Raw genomic sequence first — 22,913 nt, forward strand, 5'->3', positions numbered from 1 at the left:
ATATGTTCGATGCCCTGCTATTGCGCACCTTTGTTGCTGTTGTCGATGAACAAGGGTTCAGCCGTGCGGCCCTCAAGCTGCACCTGACCCAGTCCGCGGTCAGCGGCCACCTGCGGCGCCTGGAACAGCAGGTCGGCAAGCCGCTGCTCCAGCGCACCACCCGCTCGCAGCAGCTGACCGCCGATGGCGAGCGGTTGATGGCCTATGCCCGGGCGATCCTGGCGTTGAATCGCGACGCCTGGACCGAACTGACCCGGGTGCCGTTCCACGGGCGCGTGGGGGTGGGCCTGTCCGAGGATTTTGCCGACCCCCGGCTGCTGCGTGCGCTGCAGGATTTTGCCGGGCGCTACCCAGGTATCCGGCTCGATGTGCAGGTTGGCATTCCCGGTACGCTGCTGGATCTGCTGGCCCAGGGCAATTTGCAATTGGTGGTGGGCTCGCTGTGCGAAACTGCCGAGCCTGGCCGCCTGCTCTGGTCCGAACCGCTGGTCTGGGCCGGGCTGGTGCAACCTGCCGGGCTCTTGCCCGACCCCTTGCCTCTGGCGCTGTTTCCCGAGCCTTGCCCCTACCGGGCCGCGGCCCTGGGCCGGCTGGCCCAGGCCGGCATTGCCCAGCGCACGGTTATGCTTTGTAGCAGCAATTGGGCCCTGCGCGCCGCCGTGCTGTCCGGGTTCGCCATAGCACCCATGGCGGCCAGCCAGTTGGGGGCAGGGCTGTGTGCCCTGGGGGAGGAATACGGTTTGCCACCGTTGCCGGATGCGCAGTACCGTCTGTTCACCGCGCCCGAAGCGGACCAGACTGTGCTGGCGGCGCTGTCCGAGGTGTTTGTCGAATATTGCTCGAGCCGTCGATCGGCGCTTTAAGCATTGCTCGTGGTGGCCGATAACCCCAGGGTGGAGCCGGGTCGTTCAAGGTTGCTGCCTGAGCTCCCGGCCCGGGTCAGCGGCCAGAAAACCTATACTGTGCAGGGCGCTGGCCGTTCAGCCAGTCTCGAAAACAACCAGGGACCCGCCCTGTAGCCCAGGCCACTCCCGTCAGGACGACCCTTTTGCCTGTTCCCATCTACGATCCTCATCATCCCCCTGGTGGAACCCTGAAGCGCTTGCCGCTGCTCAAGGCCGCGGTGGCCTTCATCGCAACCGTGTTTCTGTGCCTGTGCGGGCTGTTGTACCTGCAACTGGAACAATCCTGGCGTCACGACCTGATGCAGGCGGAAGTCAATTCCACCAACCTGACCCGGGCCATCGCCCAGCAGGCCGAAGACACGTTCATGGAAGCCGACCTGGTGCTGATGAGCCTGTCCGAGTGGATCCAGGCCCTGGGCGATGGCCCTGAACAGCAGCCCCGCTTGCAGGGCATATTCGCCCGGCGGGTGCAGGCCCTGACCCAGCTCAGCGGGGTATTTCTCTATGACCGGGACGGTCAGTGGGTGGTCAGTTCCTTTGGTGATTCGCCCCATGGCAACGATGTGGCAGACCGCGACTACTTTCGTTTCCATCAGCAGAATGCTTCGTTGCTGGCTCACATCAGCCCGGCCATCCGCAGCCGGGCCAATGGCGAATGGATCATTCCCATCTCGCGGCGGCTCAACGATAGCCAGGGGAATTTCCAGGGGGTGCTGATGGCGGGCATCAAACTGGCGTATTTCGATCAGTTCTTCACCAGTTTCAATATCGACGAGCAGGGCGCCATGTTCCTTGCCCTGTCCGACGGTACGCTGATTGCGCGGCGGCCGTTCGAAGAGCGGCAGATCGGTGCTTCCCTGGCCCGCGGCGAGATCTTCAGCAAGTACTTGCCCGAGGCCACCACCGGCAACGCCATGATCACCTCGATTGTTGATGGGGTGACGCGCCTGTACGGCTATCGGCAGTTGCAGGCCTATCCCTTGGTGGTGGCCGCGGCCAACTCCAAGGACTCGGTGCTCAAGGGCTGGTATGCCTCGGCCTACCAGTCCACGGCCATCGTCGCCCTGGTGCTGCTGGGGGTCGGCCTGTTCGGCTGGGTCTTCGTGCAGCAGGTGCGCAACAACGAGCGGATCGAGGCATATCTGCGCGAGGCCCAGGAGGCCCTGGAGGTGATCGCCACCCATGACAGCCTCACCGGCCTGGCCAACCGCCGCTTGTTCGAGCGCGCCCTGACCGTGGAGTTTGGCCGTGGTGCGCGGCAACGCAGCCCGTTGAGCCTGGTCATGGTCGATATCGACTATTTCAAGCGCTACAACGATACCTACGGGCATGTGGCGGGCGATCACTGCCTGACCGAGGTGGCCCAGGCGCTCAAGGGCTGCTGCCAGCGCAAGGCTGACCTGGCCGTGCGCTATGGTGGCGAAGAGTTTGCGGTGTTGCTGCCCGACACCGACATTCATGGCGCGCTGGCCATGGCCGAGCAGATTCGCCGCAGTGTCATGCAGCGCAACATCGCCCATTCCGGCTCACCGGTGGGCTGCGTGACGGTCAGCCTGGGCTGCTACGCCTTCGTGCCGACGGGCCGCGACAGCATCGAGATGTTTATCGAAAGGGCCGATGCGGCCCTGTATCAAGCCAAGGCCACGGGCCGCAATCGGGCCATGGCGCTGGCGGCGGACCATGTGGGGGAGCCGTTGCAGCGCTCCGATCGCTGACGGCTACCAGCGCTTGCAGAACACCTGGTTGGCGTAGGCGTTGCCGCCAAACTCGTAGGCGGTGCTACCGGCGCAGACGTAGCCCTGGGCCTGATAGAAGGCCTGCGCCCTGTGGTTCTGTGCCCAGACGGCGAGCCACAGGCAGGGCCTGTCGCTGGCTTGCAGCCGTTCTTCCACCTGTTGCAGCAGCGCCTGGCCAACGCCTTGCCGATGGGCATGGCGCTGCACGTACAGGCGCACCAGCTCCATCCCATCGGCCAGGCCGGCAAGCGGCGGCCGGGTGTTGCGGGCGATTTCCGCGAAGCCCAGCAGGTGCCCGTTACGCTCGGCCAGCAACAGGTTTCTGTGGGGATCCTCAAGGCGCTGGCGGAACTGTTCCGGGGCGTAGACGCTCAGGGCTTCCTCGGCCAGGTCGCTGCGCATGCCGTCGGTGGCATAGGTGTCGAGAAAGACCTGGGTGGCCAGGCCACTGATGCACAGCGCGTCCTCGCGCTGGGCTGGGCGTAGGGTGAAATCGACGGGCATGGCTACATCCTTGTGGGGCTTTTAAGGGTGAGGCCTCAGGCTTGGCTGAGGCGTTGTTGCAGACGCTGGCGCACGGCGGGCCACTCGTCGTCGATGATGCTGAAGCGCACGGAATTGCGCTTGCGTCCGTCGGGCATGATGCGCTCGTGTCGCACTATGCCTTCCTGTTGGGCACCGAGGCGCAGGATCGCCGCGCGGGATGTGTGATTGATCTCGTCGGTCGTGAACTGCACCCGCACGCAGTTCATGTCGTCAAAGGCATGGCACAGCATCAGGTACTTGGCCTCGCTGTTGACGAAGCTGCGCTGCCAGCGGCTGGCGATCCAGGTGCTGCCGATCTCCAGCTTGCGGTTGTGCCGGTCGATCTTCCAGAAACGCGTGCAGCCGATGACTTCGCCCGTGCTCCTGAGCACGGTAGCGAACGGCAGTACGCTACCGGCATCACGGCCCTCGAGCGCCACGTCGAGGTAGCGTTCGACGGTGTCGGGGGAGGGCACTACGGTGAAAGGCAGGTTCCACAGCTCACCGTCCCGGGCGGCGTTGACCAGGGCGTCGGCATCACTGCGTTGCAACGGGCGCAGGATGATTCGCGGGCCTTCCAGTGAGTGCATGGCGCAGAGTTCTCCAGCGGGAGCGACGGGGCGCTTATTACAGAGTCGCCCTCGACGCTTGGCAAGAGCCAATCCGGGGCCAATGCGATAAAAAATATCAGCCGAATTGATTGTCCGGGCCTGCCGCTTCTGGCTTATACATAACGCCGACCTGCCGGGGCCTGTCGCGACCCTGGGCGACCCTCATTTCAAGGATTTGTGCATGAGCCAGCCGCACCTGATGAACTTCGACCTGTACCTGCAGCAACTGGGCTACCCACAGGCGCCAGCGCCGACCCTGGAAACCCTGCGGGAGCTGCAATGGCGCCATGTCTGTCGTTTTGCCTTCGAAAGCCTTTCGACCCTGTTGCGGGTTCCGGTACCCATCGACCTGGCCTCGGTGGAGCGCAAGATTCTCCACGAGGGGCGCGGCGGCTACTGCTATGAACTCAACCAGGCCTTCCTGGTGCTGTTGCAGCACCTGGGTTTCGATGCCCGGGGCATCACCGGGCGGGTGGTGATGGGGGCGCCGGAAGATGCGCTGACCGCTCGCAGCCACCGTCTGGCGCTGGTGCACCTGGAGGGCCAGCGCTACATCGTCGATGTCGGCTTTGGCGGCATGGTGCCCACCGCTCCCTTGCTGCTGGATACCGAGCAAGAACAGGCAACGCCCCACGAGCCGTATCGCATCACCCTGCGCGAAGGCAGCTACACCTTGCGCGCCAAGGTCATGGATGAATGGCGGGCGATGTACGTTTTTGACCTGCAACTGCAGGGCGATGTGGATTACGAGATGGGTAACTGGTACGTCTCGACCCACCCGGACTCTCCTTTCCTCGGCCAATTGAAGGTGGCGCTGATGGGGCTGGGAATACGCCGCACCTTGAACAATGGCAGCTACGCCCTGCATCGGATGGGGCAGCCCAGCGAGCGGCGGCAGATCACCGATGCAGGGGAACTGATGAGCCTGTTGCAGGACGAGTTTGCCCTGCGCCTGCCGGCCCACCCCGAACTGCCGCGGGTTCTCGAGCAGTTGCTAGAGGCCTGATTTAACGGCTTCCCCAACAGCGAGGCGGTGTCCGCGGTTCCGGTCGGTTGTCGACACGGCCGTCCAGGTGCAGTTGCCGCGTTTGCCGTCGCCGGCCCGGCCAACGGTAGGGCCGTGTTGCACCCAATGTGTACAAGATCCGGGTTCCGGCCAACGGATCGCACCCTACGAGCAGCAGATAAGCCGATCCGGCAACGGGATCGGCTTTTTTATCCTGTTTTTTCAACCAGTAGAGCAGCCCTCAAACCTTCGGTTGAAGAGCGGCGGATCGGCCCTGGGTTGGTTTCAACGAGGGCTCTGGGCCGCCTTTACAGGCCGGCACGGAGTCAATATCCGAGTGCCTTGCGCGCAATAGCCCGGGTTGATGGGTGGGGAAATTCAGAATGGAAAACTGTATACAATCCTATGGACAGTTGTCTTGGATGTTGCATACAGTGTGCCCATAACAAAAACAGGGAACCCCACACCATGAATACCCCCCAGGTTTCACAACAGCGGCCCGAAGACGAAAATTTGGGTGTTGGCGCAAACATGGCTTATGGCCTGCAACACGTGCTGACCATGTATGGCGGCATCGTTGCCGTGCCACTGATCGTCGGCCAGGCGGCTGGCCTGTCGCCTTCGGAGATCGGCTTGCTGATCGCCGCTTCGCTGTTCGCAGGAGGGCTGGCAACCTTGTTGCAGACCCTTGGCGTGCCGTTTTTCGGCTGCAAGCTGCCGTTGGTGCAAGGGGTGTCCTTCGCGGGCGTGTCGACCATGGTGGCGATTGTTACCAGCGGCGGCGAGGGCGGTTTCCAGTCGATTCTCGGTGCGGTGATCGTCGCCTCGCTGATCGGCCTGCTGATCACACCGGTGTTCTCGCGGATCACCAAATTCTTTCCACCGCTGGTCACTGGCATCGTCATCACCACCATCGGCCTGACGCTGATGCCGGTGGCGGCGCGCTGGGCCATGGGTGGCAACAGCCGGGCCCCGGACTTCGGCAGCATGTCGAACATCGGCCTGGCAGCGGTGACCCTGGTGCTGGTGCTGCTGTTGAGCAAGATCGGCAGCGCGGCGATTTCCCGTCTGTCGATTCTCCTGGCCATGATCATCGGTACGGTGATCGCGCTGTTCCTGGGCATGGCGGACTTCTCCGGGGTCACCCAAGGGCCGATGTTCGGCCTGCCCACGCCATTCCACTTCGGCATGCCGACCTTTCATGTCGCGGCGATCCTGTCGATGTGCATCGTGGTCATGGTGACGCTGGTGGAAACCTCGGCGGACATCCTCGCCGTGGGTGAAATCATCCACACCAAGGTCGACTCCAAGCGCCTGGGCAACGGCCTGCGCGCCGACATGCTGTCGAGCATGATTGCGCCGATCTTCGGTTCCTTCACTCAGAGCGCCTTCGCCCAGAACGTCGGGCTGGTGGCGGTCACCGGCATCAAGAGCCGCTTCGTGGTGGCCACCGGCGGGCTGTTCCTGGTGATCCTCGGCCTGCTGCCGTTCATGGGGCGGGTGATTGCCGCGGTGCCGACTTCGGTGCTGGGCGGCGCCGGTATCGTGCTGTTCGGCACCGTGGCGGCCAGTGGCATCCGGACCCTGTCCCGGGTCGACTACCGCAACAACATGAACCTGATCATCGTTGCCACCTCCATCGGCTTCGGCATGATCCCGATTGCCGCGCCGAGCTTCTATGATCATTTCCCCAGCTGGTTCGCCACCATCTTCCACTCGGGCATCAGCTCCTCGGCGATCATGGCGATCCTCTTGAACCTGGCGTTCAACCACTTCACCGCGGGCAACTCCGACCAGCAGTCGGTGTTCGTCGCCGGCACTGAGCGCAGCCTGCGCTTCCAGGACGTTGCCGTACTGCGTGAGGGTGACTACTTCAGCGGCGGCAAGCTGCACGATGCCGAGGGCAATGAAGTGCCTCTGGTAGGAGAGGAGCCGGGCCACTCACCGAACCAGGCCGGCGATGGTTCGCAGCCGAGCCATGCGCGCGGCAGTGTCGAGGCCACTCACTGAAGTCGAGTACCGCGGCCATGAAAAAACCGGCGCCCTCAGGGCGCCGGTTTTTTTGCAGTCGGTTATTCCAGGTTGTCCAGCGGCTTCAGGGCCTGCAGGGCGTCGGGGTTGTCCTGGTACTGCTGGCGCAAGCTGGCGAGCTGCTGATCATGGCCTGTGCAGACCTCATTCACGGCTTTCTCCAGGAAGACCCGGCGTTCCTCGTCGTAGGCTTCCTCGCCGGCAAAGTGCTCGCAGGCTTCGTGGCGCTGGATGAATGCAGCCACCTCATCGGGAAGCTCGGCGCCGCTTGCGCCATAGTGCTTGCCCAGCAACAGGCGTTTTTCCTCGACCCAGCCGGTGTAGTCCTCGCCGTCCTTGGCGATGTACATGACCTGGGCCCAGCCGTCTTCGCTGGAGGCGTACACCGTCAGGCCATCACCGGGAATCACGTAGAGCTTCTTGTTCAGGCAGGTGGCATTCGGCCCGCTGTGAAAGTGCAGTCGCCCCTGGCCTATCACCTTGGCTTCGAGGGGCGGGCGATATTCGCCGGCTTCCAGGGAGACGTTGTCGCTGAGGGTGGCGCAGTCCACCGGGGCTTCGGCCAGGGCTGGCAGGGGCAACAGGGAAAGCAGGCCGTACAGGGGTAGGAGGCGCAGGAGTCGGTCCATCGCGAGGGGATCCATGAGGTGGGAGTGCGGATCGCGCGATGGTAATGACAAAGATGCGGCCTGTGAATGATCACGGGCCGCATCCGCGGTATTTCAGTCGGCAGCCTTGCTGAGTTGCCCCTGGCGTACCAGGGACAGGGCGAAGACCACCACCACTGCGGCGGCCGCCGCCAGGGTCAGGGGCAGCCCATAGCTGCCGCCGCTCATGGCCGCGCCGCTGAGCAAGGGGCCCAGCAGGCTGCCGATGCCCCAGAGCAGCCCGGCGCTGGCGTTGGCAGTCACCAGGTCGGCGCCGCTGAAGGACTGGCCGATCAGCACGATAGCCAGGGTATAGATGCCTCCGGCCACGGCGCCGAGGATGACCAGGCTCGGCCAGAGCAGGGTGGACGTTTGCATCAGCAGTGGCAGGGCAAGGCCGATCAGCAGGGCAATGATGCCGCAGCCCAGGTAGATCCCGGGGCGCCCGAGCTTGTCCGAAAGCCAGCCGAGGGGGAACTGGAACGCGGTGTCGCCCAACAGAATGATGGTCACCATCAAGGCCGCGAGCTTGATGCTGTAGCCATGGGTGGCGGCGTACACCGGAAACAGCGACAGCACCACGCTGTCGAAAAACGCGAAGAACAGGATGCCCACGCACAGCGCCGGCGCGATGCGGATAAAGCCCAGTACCGAAAAGGTGCGACTTTCGGCATGTAGCGGCTGCTGGTCTTCCAGGGGCAGGATCAGCCAGACCACTGCGATCGCCACCGCATAACCGACGCTGACGATGCCCAGCACGGCGGGCCCCTCGGTGCCCAATAGCGATACCAGGCCCGGGCCCAGGAGCTGGAAGAAGGTGAAGCAGGTGGTGTAGACCGCTACCAGGCGTCCGCGGGTGGCGTCTTCGGCCATTTCATTGACCCAGGTTTCCCCGAGAATGATGATCAGCCCCGCCCCCAGGCCCATGGCGACCCGCGCCAGGCCCAGGCTGTAGAGGCTGGCCCCGGGCAGTTCCAGGGCGGCCACGCTCAAGGCGCACAGGCTGAAACACAGCAGGTAGATCTGGCGCCGGGTCAGGCGTTGGCTCAGGGCATTGACCAGGAAGGCCGAGAGCATCATGCCTGCGGCGGGCAGCGCCGACATGATGCCGATCTGGTTGTTCGAGGCCCCGGCCTGATACAGGCGCAGGGCAAGGATCGGCACCGTGGAGCCGATGCTCAGGCCGACAATGGAGATGCCCAGGATCAGGGCGGCTAACAAGGCTTTGTTCATGATCAAGACCTGCGCCTGAAGCGTCAGGCGCCAAAAAAGACAGTTATTGCGGGCGCTGCAGGACATCGCAGGCCGACGTGCGGGCGATTGCCGGGCAGATGCCCTGGTGGAAGCAGAGGGGCTAGCGGGGTGGCGCCGGGTTCAATCGCGATCAGCGTGGGCCCGGGTGCGGGGAGAAGGTGAAGGCAAACAATACGCTACGGCGTCGACGGTTGATCGCACAGTCAAGTTGGGCAACAGCCAGAGTTGCCGAAGGGCTCATCGAGGGGGAAGGGCACGGTGACTGTGCGGGCAGGAACATCGCGGGGTCTGACTGCTTGGATAAAGAGGCGCACAGCCTACGTCAGGCCTTTGCGGCAATGCAACCGGGTTGGCGAAGGAGGATTCCAGGCGTGCATGAAGCGTCTATCCGCATGTCGGGATGACAGGCGGATCAATCATTTGCAAGGGGGATACTGCTTGAGCTGATTTGCCGCAGGAGCAGGGCGCTCTCATGAGGATCAAGGCAAATCAGTGTAGGAAGATGGCTCCACGACCTGGACTCGAACCAGGGACCCAGTGATTAACAGTCACTTGCTCTACCAACTGAGCTATCGCGGAATGCGCCGTATCTTACTGATTCAGAAAGGGAAGTCAACAAGTCGAGAAATATTTTTTCAGGGCGACGAGGATCTGAATGAAAGGCTGGCAGGACTTTGCGGGATTTATCGGTCTTCAGGTCTCTGGCGGATCCGATAGGGGCTACCATGGCGCCCCGGAAGTGGTTTCACGCGCTGCCGGCCTTCAGCCGCATAGGTACGCCTTTATGATCCGCTTCGATTTATCCCAGCATCCTTCTGTCTGTTTCGCGCTGTGCTGCGAGGTGCTGTCATGAGCATCGAGCAGATCAGCCTGCCCAAAGGGGTCGGCCCCCAGGCCGGCAAGTTGCTGGACGCCATCACCCAGGCCGGATCGGCGATGGATTTGAACCGTGCCGGCGGCAAGGCCGAAGGTTTTGTCCTGGGGCTGGAGAGTGCCAAGGCCATCAAGAGCCAGGTGGCCGAGGCGCTGTACGTGGCGTTCGACGATGCCGCCAGCCAGCGCCTGGCTCAATTGCAGGGGTAGGGCGGTTCAGCCGCCGAAGGTCAGGGTGCCAAGCATCAGCTTGGCCATCAGCGAGGTTGCGGCCAGTTGCACCAGCCACAGGGCCAGTCCGCCAAGGAATACCCCCAGGGCAATTTGCAGCACCAGGCTCTTTTCGCGTTTCTGCGAGCGGGGCAGGTAATGCTCCAGTTCGTCGCGGTCGGCCCGCAGGTCATCGTTTTTCATCGGGATCTCGCTCAGCAAGGGGGGCATAGGCTCACAGTCTAGAGGCTGTGGGGGCGGGCAGGGCAGCGACGTATCGCCAACGAAAAAGGGGAAGCCTGCCGGCTTCCCCTTTTCGTTGGCGCTGTCGTGTATCAGATCACTTGCAGGATGGCCTGGGTCACGACATGGATGTTGTTCTGGTTCAGCGCGGCGACGCAGATGCGGCCGGTGTCCAGGGCGTAGATGCCGAATTCGTTGCGCAAGCGGGTCACTTGCTCAACGGTCAGGCCGGAGTAGGAGAACATGCCGCGCTGGCGACCGACGAAGCTGAAGTCGTGCTCAGGGGCGCCTTTGGCCAGCAAGTCGACCATCTGGGTGCGCATGCCGCGAATCCGCAGGCGCATTTGCGCCAGTTCCTGCTCCCACTGGGCGCGCAGTTCCGGGCTGTTCAGCACGGCGGCGACGATGGTTGCACCGTGGGTCGGCGGGTTGGAGTAGTTGGTGCGGATCACGCGCTTGACCTGGGACAGCACGCGGGCGCTTTCTTCCTTGGAGCTGCTGACGATGGACAGGGCGCCAACGCGCTCGCCGTACAGCGAGAACGACTTGGAGAACGAGCTGGAAACGAAGAAGGTCAGGCCCGACTCGGCGAACAGGCGCACCGCCGCGGCGTCTTCGTCGATGCCGTCGCCAAAGCCCTGGTAGGCCATGTCGAGGAAGGGCACGAGGTTTTTCGCCTTGACCACCTCCAGGACGTCTTTCCAGTCCTGTGGGCTCAGGTCGACACCGGTCGGGTTGTGGCAGCAGGCGTGCAGCACCACGATCGACTGGGCCGGCAGGGCGTTCAGGTCTTCCAGCAGGCCAGCACGGTTAACGTCGTGGGTGGTCGCGTCGTAGTAGCGGTAGTTCTGCACCGGGAAGCCGGCGGTCTCAAACAGGGCGCGGTGGTTTTCCCAGCTCGGGTCGCTGATGGCGACCACGGCGTTGGGCAGCAACTGCTTGAGGAAGTCGGCACCGATCTTCAGGGCGCCAGTGCCGCCAACGGCCTGGGTGGTGACCACGCGGCCAGCGGCCAGCAGTGGCGAGTCGTTGCCGAACAGCAGCTTCTGTACCGCCTGGTCGTAGGCGGCAATGCCGTCGATCGGCAGGTAGCCACGGGAAGCATGTTGGGCGGCGCGAATCGTCTCGGCTTCGACAACGGCGCGCAGGAGCGGAATGCGTCCCTCCTCGTTGCAGTACACGCCCACCCCAAGGTTGACCTTATCGGTGCGGGTATCGGTGTTGAATGCTTCGTTGAGGCCCAGGATAGGATCGCGTGGTGCCATTTCGACAGCGGAGAACAGGCTCATTTTTACGGCGGCTCTGAATGGAGTGTGGAGGGACGTGTCGCGCTCCAGCCGAATGCACTAGAGCGGTGCACAAACGGGGAGCTAGTATAGAGGCCATCATCGCGTGGGGCGACAGGCTATTGACCTTTTGCGCCAAGTTTTTCGCTTTATTTTTCGACCGTTAGTCTTATTGCAATAACCAGGGTGTCAGCGGGTGTAGGACCTTTGCCTTGAAAGCTGTGGTAATCGGCTCCACATCAAGGATATTCCGGTTTTTTTCCTCGGCGACATGGGTCGTACGCGGTCTTTCCTGTTCCTGTACGGTATTGCCGCGCACGAATGATCCCAGAGGTACGTTATGTCTGAATTCCAGCTAGTCACCCGCTTCCAGCCCGCCGGCGACCAGCCGGAAGCCATCCGCCTGATGGTCGAAGGCATCGAGGCCGGGCTGGCCCACCAGACCCTGCTCGGTGTGACCGGTTCGGGCAAGACCTTCAGCATCGCCAACGTGATCGCCCAGGTGCAGCGCCCGACCCTGGTGCTGGCGCCGAACAAGACCCTGGCGGCGCAGCTGTATGGTGAGTTCAAGGCCTTCTTCCCGAACAACGCGGTGGAGTACTTCGTTTCCTACTACGACTACTACCAGCCCGAAGCCTATGTGCCGTCCTCCGACACCTTTATCGAGAAGGACGCCTCGATCAACGACCATATCGAGCAGATGCGCCTGTCCGCGACCAAGGCGCTGCTGGAGCGCAAGGACGCCATCATCGTCACCACGGTGTCGTGCATCTATGGCCTGGGCAGCCCGGAAACCTACCTGAAGATGGTCCTGCACGTGGACCGCGGGGACAAACTCGATCAGCGCGCCCTGCTGCGCCGCCTGGCGGACTTGCAGTACACCCGCAACGACATGGATTTCGCCCGCGCTACCTTCCGCGTGCGTGGCGATGTGATCGACATCTATCCGGCGGAGTCAGACCTGGAAGCGATCCGCATCGAGCTGTTCGATGACGAAGTGGAAAGCATCAGCGCCTTCGACCCCTTGACCGGTGAAGTGATCCGCAAACTGCCGCGCTTCACCTTCTACCCCAAGAGCCACTACGTGACCCCGCGGGAAACCCTGCTGGACGCCATCGAAGGGATCAAGGTGGAGTTGCAGGAGCGCCTGGAATACCTGCGTTCCAACAACAAGCTGGTGGAAGCCCAGCGCCTGGAGCAGCGCACCCGTTTCGATCTGGAGATGATCCTCGAACTGGGCTACTGCAACGGCATCGAGAACTACTCGCGCTACCTCTCGGGGCGTCCGGCTGGCGCGGCGCCACCTACCTTGTACGACTACCTGCCGGCGGATGCCTTGCTGGTGATCGACGAATCCCACGTCAGCGTGCCCCAGGTCGGCGCCATGTATAAGGGCGACCGCTCGCGCAAGGAGACCCTGGTTGAGTACGGCTTCCGCCTGCCATCGGCTCTGGATAACCGGCCAATGCGTTTTGACGAGTGGGAAGGGGTGAGCCCGCAGACCATCTTCGTTTCCGCCACTCCGGGCAACTATGAGGCCGAGCACGCCGGCCGCGTGGTGGAGCAGGTGGTGCGCCCCACCGGGCTGGTGGACCCGCAAGTGGAAGTGCGCCCGGCCCTGACCCAGGTGGACGACCTGCTGTCGGAAATCACCAAGCGTGTGGCCGTTGAAGAGCGGGTACTGGTGACCACCCTGACCAAGCGCATGGCCGAAGACCTTACCGATTACCTGGCCGACCATGGCGTGCGTGTGCGCTACCTGCACTCGGACATCGACACCGTGGAGCGGGTGGAGATCATCCGCGACCTGCGCCTGGGCACTTTCGATGTGCTGGTGGGGATCAACCTGCTGCGTGAGGGCCTGGACATGCCGGAAGTGTCCCTGGTGGCGATTCTCGATGCCGACAAGGAAGGCTTCCTGCGTTCCGAGCGTTCGCTGATCCAGACCATCGGCCGGGCCGCGCGTAACCTCAATGGCCGGGCGATTCTCTATGCCGACCGCATCACAGGCTCCATGGAGCGGGCGATTGGCGAGACCGAGCGCCGTCGCGACAAGCAGATCGCCTTCAACCTGGCCAATGGCATCACCCCCAAGGGTGTGGTCAAGGACGTTGCCGACATCATGGAAGGCGCCACCGTGCCCGGTTCGCGCAGCAAGAAGCGCAAGGGCATGGCCAAGGCCGCGGAGGAAAACGCCCGCTACGAAAACGAACTGCGCTCGCCCAGCGAGATCACCAAGCGCATTCGCCAGCTCGAAGAGAAGATGTACCAACTGGCCCGCGACCTGGAGTTCGAAGCCGCGGCGCAGATGCGCGACGAAATCACCAAGCTGCGCGAGCGCTTGCTCACCGTCTAACGACGCTCGATCCCTCGTAGGAACCGGCTTGCCGGCGAAGAGGCCCTCAAATCCTGTGCAAGGGTTGGGAGTCTATTCGCTGGCAAGCCAGCTCCTACAGGCAATTCGTGGGTCAGTGGGCTTCGCCGGCCTTGAGGCCCTTGGGCAGGGCCTTGGTCAGCAGGATCGCCAGCATGCTGATGCCCAGGGCAATGCCGACGAAATGGAAGGCGTCGTTGTAGGCCATGATCTGTGCCTGCTGGTGGGTGATTTCGCTGAGCTTGCCCAGGGCTGCGGTCTCGCTGCCGAACTTCTCGGTGAGGGTTGCCAGGCGTTCCGCCACCTGGGGATTGCTGGGCACAACGGCTTCGCGCAGGTAGTCGAAATAGGTCTTGGTCCGGGCATCCAGCAAGGTCGCCAGCAGGGCAATGCCGATGGCGCCACCGAGGTTGCGCAGGATGTTGAACAGGCTGGAGGCCGATCCCGCGTCCTGGGGCTGTATATAAGCCGTGGCGATCAGCGAGATGGTGACCATGATCAGCGGCTGGCCCAGGGCGCGAATGATCTGGATCTGGTTGAACTGCGGCCCGGCAAAGTCCGGGTTGAGCACCCCCGACGAAAAACTCGCCAGGCCGAACAGGCCAAAGCCCAGGGTGCACAGCCATTTCGGTGAAATGAACTGCATCAGCTTGGGTACCAGGGGAATCAGGAACAACTGCGGCACCCCCATCCACATGATCACTTCGCCGATCTGCAGCGCGTTGTAGTTCTGGATCTGCGCCAGGTACAGCGGCAGCAGGTAGATCGAGCCGTACAGGCCAACGCCCATGCCCAGGCTGGAGATACTCGACAGGCCGAAGTTGCGATTGCGCAGGATGCCCAGGTTGATCAGCGGGTTGGGCCTGGAGACCTGGACGATGACGAAGGTGACCAGGCTGATCAGGGCGATGCTGCCCAGGGTGACGATCAGGCTCGATTCCAGCCAGTCCTTGCGGTGGCCTTCCTCAAGAAATACCTGCAGGCAACCCAGGCCCAGGCCGAGGGTGAGAATGCCGGCGTAGTCGGTGCTTTTCAGCAGTTCCCAGTGAGCTTCCTTCTTTTCCAGGCCATACAGCAGGCCCGCGATCATCAGCAGGCCCGGCGGCACGTTGATATAGAAGATGTACTCCCAACCCCAGTTTTCCGTGAGCCAGCCGCCCAGGGTCGGGCCGATGGAGGGGGCGAAAGTGGCGGTCATGGCGAACATGGCCATGCCCTTGGCCCGGTGATGCTCGGGGAGCTTGATCAGGGTCAGGGTGAACGCCAGGGGGATCAGGGCGCCACCGGTAAAGCCCTGCAAGGCGCGGAACACGATCATGCTTTCCAGGCTCCAGGCCATGGAGCAGAGCAGGGAGGCAATAAGAAAGCCCACCGAGACCCAGACCGCCAGGCGCCGGGCCGAGAGCAGCTGCACCAGCCAGGCGGTGAGGGGGATCATGATGATCTCCGCCACCAGGTAGGAAGTGGAGATCCACGAGCCTTCCTCCAGGGTAGCGGACAGCGCGCCCTGGATGTCCTTGAGCGAGGAGTTGGTGATCTGGATGTCGAGCACCGCCATGAAGGCGCCGAGCATGGCGCTCATCACCGCGATCCAGTCGCGCCGGGTGGGTTCGCCCACCGGACGCAGCAGTTGATCACCGGCCATCGACGGGGTCTTTGACGTTGACCTTCACGGTTACCGACATGCCGGGGCGGATCTTGCCCCGCAGGGGATTGTCGGCTGCGAAGGTCAGTTTGACCGGAATGCGCTGTACCACCTTGGTGAAGTTGCCGGTGGCATTGTCTGGCGGCAGCAGGCTGAATTGCGCGCCGGAGGCGGCGAACAGGCTGTCGACCCGGGCCTGGATCGGTGTATCGCCGTAGGCGTCGAAGGTCAGCTCGGCCTTTTGCCCGGGCTGCATGTGGCCAATCTGGGTTTCCTTGAAGTTGGCCTGGATCCAGATGTCCTGGTCCGGAACGATCGACAGCAGATAGGCGCCGGCCTGCACCACCTGGCCATTGCGTGCGGCGCGCTGGCCGATGAGGCCGCTGATGGGGGCGTGGATCTCGCTACGGGTCAGGTTCAGTCGTGCTTGCGCCAGGTCGGCCCGGGCGTTGGCGATCTGTGCATCGAGGCGCTTGATCTCGGCGTTCAGGGCATTGACTTGCTGGCGCTGGCCCTGCAAGTCGGCTTCGGCCTTGGCCACCTGGGAGCGGGCGATATGGTTGTCGGCGGAAAGGGTAGTGACCCGCTCCTCGGAGACGTAACCGGGCTTGCGCAGGGTCTGGGCCCGAGACAGGTCGATCTGCGAGCGGCCCAGGCTGGCCTGGCTCGACGCCACCTGGGCCTGGCCCGCGGCAATCAGGCTGGCTTGCTGGGTCAGCTTGCTCTGGGCCTGCAGGCGTTCGGCCTCGCGGGTATCCAGGGCGGCCTGGGCGCGGTCCACCGCCAGTTGGAAGTCCTGCCCTTCCAGGCGTACCAGCAACTGGCCCTGTTCCACATGCTGGTTGTCCTGCACCAGCACTTCTTCGATTCGCGCGCTCAGTTGGCTGGAGACCCGGGTGATCTCGCCCTGCACGTAGGCGTTGTCCGTGGTCTCGTAAAAGCGCCCGTGGAACCACCAGTGGGCAAGGAAACCCAGGGCAATCAACAGGACCAGGGACAGAAAGACAAACAGGCGACGCTTGAGTTGGGCTGGCATGGGCTGGCTGTATTCAATAAAAGTGTAAGGAGATCTATCAGCGGGCGAATCTGGCATATAGCCACTGGGCGGTAAATGCCATGGGCTGATTATTGGCCCTTCAACAGGCTGGCAGCGGCCTGGAGTCGCAACCTTGGCTTAAATGCCCTCCTCACTGGAGCGGGGCTGCCGTCGCCTGTTACCATTCGCCCCCTGTTTTATTCCTCGTTTTTCTTTCCTTTCGAGACATGCCATGACCACCGTCCGCACGCGCATCGCGCCATCGCCTACCGGGGATCCCCACGTAGGTACCGCCTACATCGCTTTGTTCAACTATTGCTTTGCCAAGCAGCATGGCGGTGAGTTCATCCTGCGTATCGAAGACACCGATCAGTTGCGTTCGACCCGGGAGTCCGAGCAGCAGATTTTCGACGCCTTGCGCTGGTTGGGCATCAACTGGAGCGAAGGCCCGGACGTTGGCGGCCCTCACGGCCCGTATCGCCAGAGCGAGCGTGGCGACATCTACCAGAAGTACGCTCAGCAACTGGTGGACCTGGGCCACGCCTTCCCGTGCTTCTGCACCGCCGAAGAGCTGGACCAGATGCGTGCCGAACAGATGGCCCGTGGCGAAACCCCGCGCTATGACGGCCGGGCCCTGCTGCTGTCCAAGGAAGAAGTGGCCCGGCGCCTGGCGGCCGGCGAGCCTCACGTGATCCGCATGAAAGTGCCTACCGAAGGCGTCTGCGTGGTGCCGGACATGCTGCGCGGCGATGTCGAGATCCCGTGGGATCGCATGGACATGCAAGTGCTGATGAAGACCGATGGCCTGCCGACCTACTTCCTGGCCAACGTGGTCGACGACCACCTGATGGGCATCACCCACGTGCTGCGCGGCGAAGAATGGCTGCCGTCGGCGCCCAAGCTGATCCTGCTCTACGAGTACTTCGGCTGGGAGCAGCCGCAGCTGTGCTACATGCCGCTGCTGCGCAACCCGGACAAGAGCAAGCTGTCCAAGCGCAAGAACCCGACCTCGGTAACCTTCTACGAGCGCATGGGCTTCATGCCGGAAGCCATGCTCAACTACCTGGGCCGCATGGGCTGGTCGATGCCGGACGAGCGCGAGAAGTTCTCGCTGCAGGAAATGGTCGACAATTTCGACCTGTCGCGGGTGTCCCTAGGGGGGCCGATCTTCGATATCGAGAAGCTGTCCTGGCTCAACGGCCAGTGGCTGCGTGACCTGCCGGTGCAGGAGTTCGCCAGCCGGGTGCAGACCTGGGCGCTGAACCCCGATTACATGATGAAGATCGCACCGCACGTACAGGGCCGGGTCGAGACCTTCAGCCAGATCGCACCGCTGGCCGGCTTCTTCTTCGCCGGTGGCGTGAACCCGGATGCCAAGCTGTTCGAGTCCAAGAAGCTGTCTGGCGATCAGGTGCGTCAGCTGATGCAATTGATCCTGTGGAAGCTCGAAAGCCTGCGTCAGTGGGAGAAAGACAGCATCACCGCGACCATCCAGGCGGTGGTTGAGTCTCTGGAGCTGAAACTGCGCGATGCCATGCCGCTGATGTTTGCCGCCATTACTGGCCAGGCCAGTTCGGTGTCGGTGCTCGATGCCATGGAAATCCTCGGTCCGGACCTGACCCGTTTCCGTCTGCGCCAGGCCATCGATCTGCTGGGTGGTGTGTCGAAGAAAGAAAACAAGGAATGGGAAAAACTCCTCGGCGCCATCGCCTGAGGCGTTTTTGCCGAAGGGCAGCCGACAGGGGCGGGGAGCTTTTCGACTACGCTTGAAACTCAAGCGCCAGGCGGGTTGATGGCGGCTTCTGGTGGCTCTTTGAGGCTTGCGGCGAGTGTTTTGTGCGACTCGCCGCAGGCGCAGAGGGCCGCAAAACCCCGGGTTTTCCGGGCGGGGCGGTAAGTGATTGTTATCCCGGCAAATTTTTTTTCAAAAAACGGAAAAAAAATTGACAGCCTTCCGATCGCCCCTTAAGATTCGCCCCGTCCTCAGCGATGAGGGGCTATAGCTCAGCTGGGAGAGCGCTTGCATGGCATGCAAGAGGTCGACGGTTCGATCCCGTCTAGCTCCACCAAATTTGCAGTTCAAGGCCTGGCCACACCGGCCTTGAATCGATCGGTACTCAGCACCGGTCAGTTGTAAGAAGGGTTTGCGTCCCCTTCGTCTAGTGGCCTAGGACACCGCCCTTTCACGGCGGTAACAGGGGTTCGAGTCCCCTAGGGGACGCCAGTTTCACACAAGCGATGTTGCAAGATGTCGCTGCGCCGCGAGGCGAAAATCCGGGGCTATAGCTCAGCTGGGAGAGCGCTTGCATGGCATGCAAGAGGTCGACGGTTCGATCCCGTCTAGCTCCACCAATTTACAGTTCAAGGCCTGGCCACACCGGCCTTGGATCGATCGGTACTCAGCACCGGTCAGTTGTTAGAAGGGTTTATGTCCCCTTCGTCTAGTGGCCTAGGACACCGCCCTTTCACGGCGGTAACAGGGGTTCGAGTCCCCTAGGGGACGCCAGTTTCACACAAGCGATGTTTCAAGATGTCGCTTCGCCGCGAGGCGAAAATCCGGGGCTATAGCTCAGCTGGGAGAGCGCTTGCATGGCATGCAAGAGGTCGACGGTTCGATCCCGTCTAGCTCCACCAATTTACAGTTCAAGGCTTGGCCACACCGGCCTTGAATCGATCAGTACTCAGCACTGATCAGCTGTTAGAAGGGTTTGTGTCCCCTTCGTCTAGTGGCCTAGGACACCGCCCTTTCACGGCGGTAACAGGGGTTCGAGTCCCCTAGGGGACGCCACGTTTACCCGCTCTGCGGGATTTTTAAGGGTCATTCAATCATTGAATGACCCTTTTGTTTTTCTGGCCTTCAGCCAATCTCTCTTTCTTCCTCAGCCTGCGCTTCTGACCGACGGTCACACTGGCGACTTGCGGAAAATTATTATGAGAATAATATTTTTTCCGTAATATTCGGAGGTAACGATGAACGACAAAAAAGCTCAAACCCGCGAACGTATTCTCCAGGCCGCCAGTTCTGCACTGATCCAGCGCGGCCCGGCCGAACCGAGTGTGGGTGAGGTGATGGGGGCTGCCGGCCTGACTGTAGGCGGCTTCTATGCGCACTTTGAGAGCAAGGATGCGCTGATGCTGGAAGCTTTCACTCAGTTGCTTTCCCATCGACGCGGCCTGCTCGATGAAATGGATGCAAGCCTCAGCGGCGAAGAGCGCCGGGCGTTGGCAGCGGCGTTCTATCTGTCGCGCAAACACCGCGACTCCACCGAGCAGGCGTGCCCGATTCCAGCCTCGGTCGGCGAACTGGGGCGCTTGCCCGAGAGCTTTCGCAAGGCCTTGAACGAACACATGGAGCTGATGGTCGCGCAACTGGCTGCCAGCCCCGAAGATACCGACAAGGCCTTGGCCGACATGGCGCTGATGGTTGGCGGCCTGTCCCTGGCGCGGGCGTTGGGGCCCGGCGAGTTGTCCGATCGTTTGCTGCGTGCCGCCAAGTCGGCGGTGCTATGACCTGAAGTGCAACGGCGAGGTAGGTGATGAGCAGATTGAGCTGGATTCGTGGCGTCAATGGCACTCTGGGGTGGGTGGCGCCGCAATGGGCGGCGAATCGGATGCGTCATTTGTTCATGACCCCTCGCGAGCTGCCGCCACGAAAGTGGGAGTTGCCCCTGCTGGCGCGTGCCGAGCGCCTGACCTTGCGTTTCGGGCTTTCAGCCCTGCGTTGGGGCCAGGGGCCGACGGTATTGCTGATGCACGGCTGGGAAGGGCGGCCCACGCAGTTTGCCAGCCTGATCGAGGCCCTGGTGGCCGCCGGTTATACCGCCGTGGCGCTGGATGGCCCGGCTCATGGTCGTTCCCCGGGCGATGAGGCAAACGTGGCACTGTTTGCCCGGGCGATGCTGGAGGCAGCAGCCGAATTGCCGCCCCTGCGCGCGGTGATCGGCCACTCCATGGGCGGTGCCAGCGCCATGCTCGCGGTGCAATTGGGCCTGCGCACCGAAACCCTGGTCAGTATTGCCGCGCCGGCACGTATCCTGGCCGTGTTGCGCGGTTTTGCCAGCTACATGCGGTTGCCGCCCAGGGCGCGTTCCGCCTTTATCCGCCAGGTGGAGAAGAAGGTCGGAATGCGCGCCGCCTCCATGGACGTGGCCCAGTATCAGTTGGATATGCCCGGCCTGATCATTCACGCCGAAGATGACCTCTTCGTTCCGGTCAAGGAATCGGAACTGATCCACCAGGCCTGGTTCGACAGCCGTCTCCTGCGCTTGAGTGAAGGTGGCCACCAGCGGATATTGGCCGACTCCCGCGTGGTGGATGCGGTGGTGGCGCTGGTCAGTGGACGGCATCTGCAAGCGCGCCAATCGGCCTGAGCATCCGTTACACTGCCCCGGTCAAAAAAACTGACCGGGAGTCGGGCATGAGTTGGGATCTGGCAACGCCATTCGTCATCGATCTGCAGGTGGCCGCCGAGGATATCGATGGCCTCGGGCACGCCAACAATGCGGTCTACGTGACCTGGCTGGAGCGTTGCGCCTGGCGACATTCGCAACGCCTGGGGCTGGACCTGGCCGAATACCGGCGCCTGGACCGGGCGATGGCCGTGGTGCGGCACGAGATCGATTACCTGGCGGCGGCCTATGAAGGCGATGAGCTGCAACTGGCCACCTGGATCGTCGATTGGGACCAGCGCCTGAAGATGACCCGGCGTTTCCAGCTGATGCGCCCGAGCGACGGTACGACCCTGTTGCGGGCCCAGACCACCTTTGTCTGCATCGAGCTGTCCACCGGCAAGCCCAAGCGCATGCCCGCCGAGTTCCTGGACGGTTACGGCCCGGCCCTGCAGGGCGCCTGACACCTCCCTGTGCCCGTGCAGGCGCCGGTTTGCCAGCGAAGGCGCCTGCAACGGCTGGCTCGCCCCTGTAAAACTCCTGCTGAAGGTCGAAACCCAGTAAACTGGCGGACGTTTTTTGCCCGTTTTCTTGTCGAGTGTGTTTCATGCAAATTGCCCTGGCGCCCATGGAGGGGTTGGTCGACAACATCCTGCGGGATGTACTGACTCGTGTTGGCGGGATCGACTGGTGTGTCACCGAGTTCATCCGCGTCAATGACCGCCTGTTGACGCCTGCCTACTTCCACAAGCTCGCCCCCGAACTGCTGCACGGTGCACACACCGCGGCCGGCGTGCCGCTGCGAGTGCAGTTGCTGGGTTCGGACCCGGTGTGCCTGGCAGAGAACGCGGCCCTGGCCTGCGAGCTGGGCAGTGAGGTCATCGACCTGAACTTCGGTTGCCCGGCCAAGACCGTCAACAAGTCCCGGGGCGGGGCGGTGCTGCTCAAGGAGCCCGAGCTGCTGAACCAGATCGTCGAGCATGTGCGGCGTGCGGTGCCGGCGCACATTCCGGTCACGGCGAAAATGCGCCTGGGCTTCGACAGCCCGGATGGCTCGTTGGTCTGTGCCACAGCGCTGGCCGAGGGTGGCGCCGAACATATCGTGGTGCACGCGCGGACCAAGGTCGACGGCTACAAGCCGCCGGCCCATTGGGAGTGGATCCCGCGGGTGCAGGAAGTGGTCAAGGTGCCGGTGTTCGCCAACGGGGATATCTGGAGCGTCGAGGACTGGCGCCGTTGCCGGGAAATCAGCGGCGTCGAGGACATCATGCTGGGTCGCGGGCTGGTTTCGCGTCCCGATCTGGCCCGGCAGATCGCCGCAGCCCGGGCCGGTGAAGACGTGGTGGAAATGTCCTGGGCCGACCTGCAGCCGATGCTCCAGGATTTCTGGGCTCAGGTGGTGGTGCAACTGACCCCGCGTTCGGCGCCGGGGCGCCTGAAGCAATGGCTGGCGATGCTGACCCGCAACTACCCGGAAGCGGTCGAACTGTTCACCGCCCTGCGCCGGGAAACCGAGCTGGATCAGGTCGGGCGCCTGTTGGGCATGCCCCGGAGCGAGGCGGCGTAAAAAATTTTTAAGGCATGTCTTGAAACGCTGGAGCCCATCCCTATCTCTTGGGTACGCGATGCCGAATTCGGGTCGCGGAGATAACCACTCGCTGAATAATCAGGAGAAACACCCATGAGTACTGCATTTTCCTTGGCTCCACTGTTCCGTTCCTCTGTCGGCTTCGACCGTTTCAATGATCTGTTCGAGTCGGCACTGCGCAACGAACCAGGCAGCAGCTACCCACCCTACAACGTTGAGAAACACGCTGACGATCAATACCGCATCGTCATTGCCGCCGCCGGTTTCCAGGAAGAAGACCTGGAACTGCAAGTGGAAAAAGGCGTGTTGACCGTGAGCGGTGGCAAGCGCGATGCCAATGAAAGCGTCACTTACCTGCACCAGGGCATTGCCCAGCGTGCATTCAAGCTGTCCTTCCGCCTGGCCGACCATATCGAGGTCAAGGCCGCGGCCCTGAGCAACGGTCTGTTGAATATCGACCTGCTGCGGGTTGTGCCGGAAGAGGCCAAAGCCAAGCGCATCCCGATCAACGGTGCGCAGCAGGCGGCTCTGCAACACTAAGACCGCTGCAAAAAA

General features: G+C 62.7%; 20 protein-coding genes and 7 tRNA genes. 18 read left to right on the forward strand and 9 right to left on the reverse strand.

Annotated elements, in window-relative coordinates; all coding sequences use genetic code 11:
• Window positions 1-2: 2 nt before the first annotated feature.
• Window positions 3-863: a LysR family transcriptional regulator gene (locus A9971_RS02715; protein ID WP_015634881.1), complete on the forward strand. Its 861-nt coding sequence runs from the start codon at window positions 3-5 to the stop codon at window positions 861-863.
• 185 nt (window positions 864-1,048) lie between these two features.
• Window positions 1,049-2,620, forward strand: coding sequence for a GGDEF domain-containing protein (locus tag A9971_RS02720; protein ID WP_183000822.1), 1,572 nt, complete (start codon window positions 1,049-1,051; stop codon window positions 2,618-2,620).
• Window positions 2,621-2,623: 3 nt separating this feature from the next.
• On the opposite strand, the gene A9971_RS02725 is transcribed toward A9971_RS02720, so the two are convergent.
• Both A9971_RS02725 and A9971_RS02730 read right to left on the reverse strand, forming a co-directional pair.
• Window positions 2,624-3,145, reverse strand: coding sequence for a GNAT family N-acetyltransferase (locus A9971_RS02725; RefSeq protein ID WP_174395715.1), 522 nt, complete (start codon window positions 3,143-3,145; stop codon window positions 2,624-2,626).
• Between the two features lie 35 nt (window positions 3,146-3,180).
• Window positions 3,181-3,756 (reverse strand): GNAT family N-acetyltransferase, encoded by a 576-nt coding sequence (locus A9971_RS02730; protein ID WP_183000823.1) that lies wholly within the window; start codon window positions 3,754-3,756, stop codon window positions 3,181-3,183.
• A gap of 202 nt (window positions 3,757-3,958) precedes the next feature.
• On the opposite strand from A9971_RS02730, the gene A9971_RS02735 reads away from it, so the two are divergent.
• A complete protein-coding gene (locus A9971_RS02735) occupies window positions 3,959-4,783 on the forward strand; it encodes an arylamine N-acetyltransferase (protein WP_152686073.1) in 825 nt (274 codons plus the stop codon).
• A 468-nt stretch (window positions 4,784-5,251) separates the two neighbouring features.
• Window positions 5,252-6,793: a nucleobase:cation symporter-2 family protein gene (locus A9971_RS02740; protein WP_011060358.1), complete on the forward strand. Its 1,542-nt coding sequence runs from the start codon at window positions 5,252-5,254 to the stop codon at window positions 6,791-6,793.
• Window positions 6,794-6,855: 62 nt separating this feature from the next.
• On the opposite strand, the gene A9971_RS02745 is transcribed toward A9971_RS02740, so the two are convergent.
• From A9971_RS02745 to A9971_RS02755, 3 genes are all read right to left on the reverse strand, one after another.
• Window positions 6,856-7,443, reverse strand: coding sequence for an SH3 domain-containing protein (locus tag A9971_RS02745; protein WP_047285038.1), 588 nt, complete (start codon window positions 7,441-7,443; stop codon window positions 6,856-6,858).
• A gap of 93 nt (window positions 7,444-7,536) precedes the next feature.
• Window positions 7,537-8,694, reverse strand: coding sequence for an MFS transporter (locus A9971_RS02750; RefSeq protein WP_077934993.1), 1,158 nt, complete (start codon window positions 8,692-8,694; stop codon window positions 7,537-7,539).
• Between the two features lie 524 nt (window positions 8,695-9,218).
• Window positions 9,219-9,294: transfer RNA gene (locus A9971_RS02755), tRNA-Asn, on the reverse strand.
• Between the two features lie 270 nt (window positions 9,295-9,564).
• On the opposite strand from A9971_RS02755, the gene A9971_RS02760 reads away from it, so the two are divergent.
• Window positions 9,565-9,798, forward strand: a complete 234-nt coding sequence (locus tag A9971_RS02760) for a hypothetical protein (protein ID WP_011060361.1) — start codon at window positions 9,565-9,567, stop codon at window positions 9,796-9,798.
• 6 nt (window positions 9,799-9,804) lie between these two features.
• Here A9971_RS02760 and A9971_RS02765 read toward each other — a convergent pair whose 3' ends face one another.
• Window positions 9,805-10,002, reverse strand: coding sequence for a hypothetical protein (locus A9971_RS02765; RefSeq protein ID WP_011060362.1), 198 nt, complete (start codon window positions 10,000-10,002; stop codon window positions 9,805-9,807).
• A gap of 131 nt (window positions 10,003-10,133) precedes the next feature.
• Entirely contained in the window at window positions 10,134-11,330 is a 1,197-nt protein-coding gene (locus A9971_RS02770) for an amino acid aminotransferase (RefSeq protein WP_053150221.1), read from the reverse strand.
• 337 nt (window positions 11,331-11,667) lie between these two features.
• Here A9971_RS02770 and uvrB point away from each other — a divergent pair, with 337 nt between their 5' ends.
• Window positions 11,668-13,683 carry an excinuclease ABC subunit UvrB gene (uvrB, locus tag A9971_RS02775; RefSeq protein ID WP_011060364.1) on the forward strand — a complete coding sequence of 672 codons (2,016 nt, stop codon included), beginning with the start codon at window positions 11,668-11,670 and terminating at the stop codon, window positions 13,681-13,683.
• A 112-nt stretch (window positions 13,684-13,795) separates the two neighbouring features.
• Here uvrB and A9971_RS02780 read toward each other — a convergent pair whose 3' ends face one another.
• Together A9971_RS02780 and A9971_RS02785 are read right to left on the reverse strand one after the other, a co-directional pair.
• Entirely contained in the window at window positions 13,796-15,286 is a 1,491-nt protein-coding gene (locus A9971_RS02780; protein ID WP_169893377.1) for an MDR family MFS transporter, read from the reverse strand.
• 49 nt (window positions 15,287-15,335) lie between these two features.
• Complete coding sequence (locus A9971_RS02785) at window positions 15,336-16,382, reverse strand: HlyD family secretion protein (protein ID WP_041752090.1); 1,047 nt, start codon at window positions 16,380-16,382, stop codon at window positions 15,336-15,338.
• A 232-nt stretch (window positions 16,383-16,614) separates the two neighbouring features.
• Between A9971_RS02785 and gltX the strand changes: the two genes are divergently transcribed.
• The 12 genes from gltX (at window position 16,615) to A9971_RS02845 (ending at window position 22,898) form a co-directional block, all read left to right on the forward strand.
• The gene (gene gltX, locus A9971_RS02790) at window positions 16,615-18,096 is read left to right on the forward strand and encodes a glutamate--tRNA ligase (protein WP_011060367.1); all 1,482 of its coding nucleotides are present in this window, start codon (window positions 16,615-16,617) and stop codon (window positions 18,094-18,096) included.
• A gap of 279 nt (window positions 18,097-18,375) precedes the next feature.
• Window positions 18,376-18,451 (forward strand) — tRNA-Ala (locus A9971_RS02795).
• A 79-nt stretch (window positions 18,452-18,530) separates the two neighbouring features.
• Window positions 18,531-18,606 (forward strand) — tRNA-Glu (locus A9971_RS02800).
• A 52-nt stretch (window positions 18,607-18,658) separates the two neighbouring features.
• Window positions 18,659-18,734: transfer RNA gene (locus tag A9971_RS02805), tRNA-Ala, on the forward strand.
• Between the two features lie 78 nt (window positions 18,735-18,812).
• A tRNA-Glu gene (locus tag A9971_RS02810) sits at window positions 18,813-18,888 on the forward strand.
• A gap of 52 nt (window positions 18,889-18,940) precedes the next feature.
• Window positions 18,941-19,016 (forward strand) — tRNA-Ala (locus tag A9971_RS02815).
• Between the two features lie 78 nt (window positions 19,017-19,094).
• Window positions 19,095-19,170: transfer RNA gene (locus A9971_RS02820), tRNA-Glu, on the forward strand.
• Window positions 19,171-19,352: 182 nt separating this feature from the next.
• A complete protein-coding gene (locus A9971_RS02825; RefSeq protein WP_011060368.1) occupies window positions 19,353-19,892 on the forward strand; it encodes a TetR/AcrR family transcriptional regulator in 540 nt (179 codons plus the stop codon).
• Window positions 19,893-19,918: 26 nt separating this feature from the next.
• On the forward strand, window positions 19,919-20,752 hold the full coding sequence (locus A9971_RS02830; protein ID WP_053157343.1) for an alpha/beta fold hydrolase: 834 nt from the start codon (window positions 19,919-19,921) through the stop codon (window positions 20,750-20,752).
• Between the two features lie 47 nt (window positions 20,753-20,799).
• Window positions 20,800-21,234: a thioesterase family protein gene (locus A9971_RS02835; protein ID WP_011060370.1), complete on the forward strand. Its 435-nt coding sequence runs from the start codon at window positions 20,800-20,802 to the stop codon at window positions 21,232-21,234.
• Window positions 21,235-21,377: 143 nt separating this feature from the next.
• Complete coding sequence (locus A9971_RS02840; protein ID WP_015634892.1) at window positions 21,378-22,337, forward strand: tRNA-dihydrouridine synthase; 960 nt, start codon at window positions 21,378-21,380, stop codon at window positions 22,335-22,337.
• 114 nt (window positions 22,338-22,451) lie between these two features.
• Window positions 22,452-22,898: an Hsp20 family protein gene (locus tag A9971_RS02845; RefSeq protein ID WP_011060372.1), complete on the forward strand. Its 447-nt coding sequence runs from the start codon at window positions 22,452-22,454 to the stop codon at window positions 22,896-22,898.
• The last annotated feature ends 15 nt before the right edge of the window (window positions 22,899-22,913 follow it).

The sequence above is a fragment of the Pseudomonas sp. UME65 genome (assembly GCF_014170225.1).
In the GTDB taxonomy this organism is placed as follows: domain Bacteria; phylum Pseudomonadota; class Gammaproteobacteria; order Pseudomonadales; family Pseudomonadaceae; genus Aquipseudomonas; species Aquipseudomonas protegens.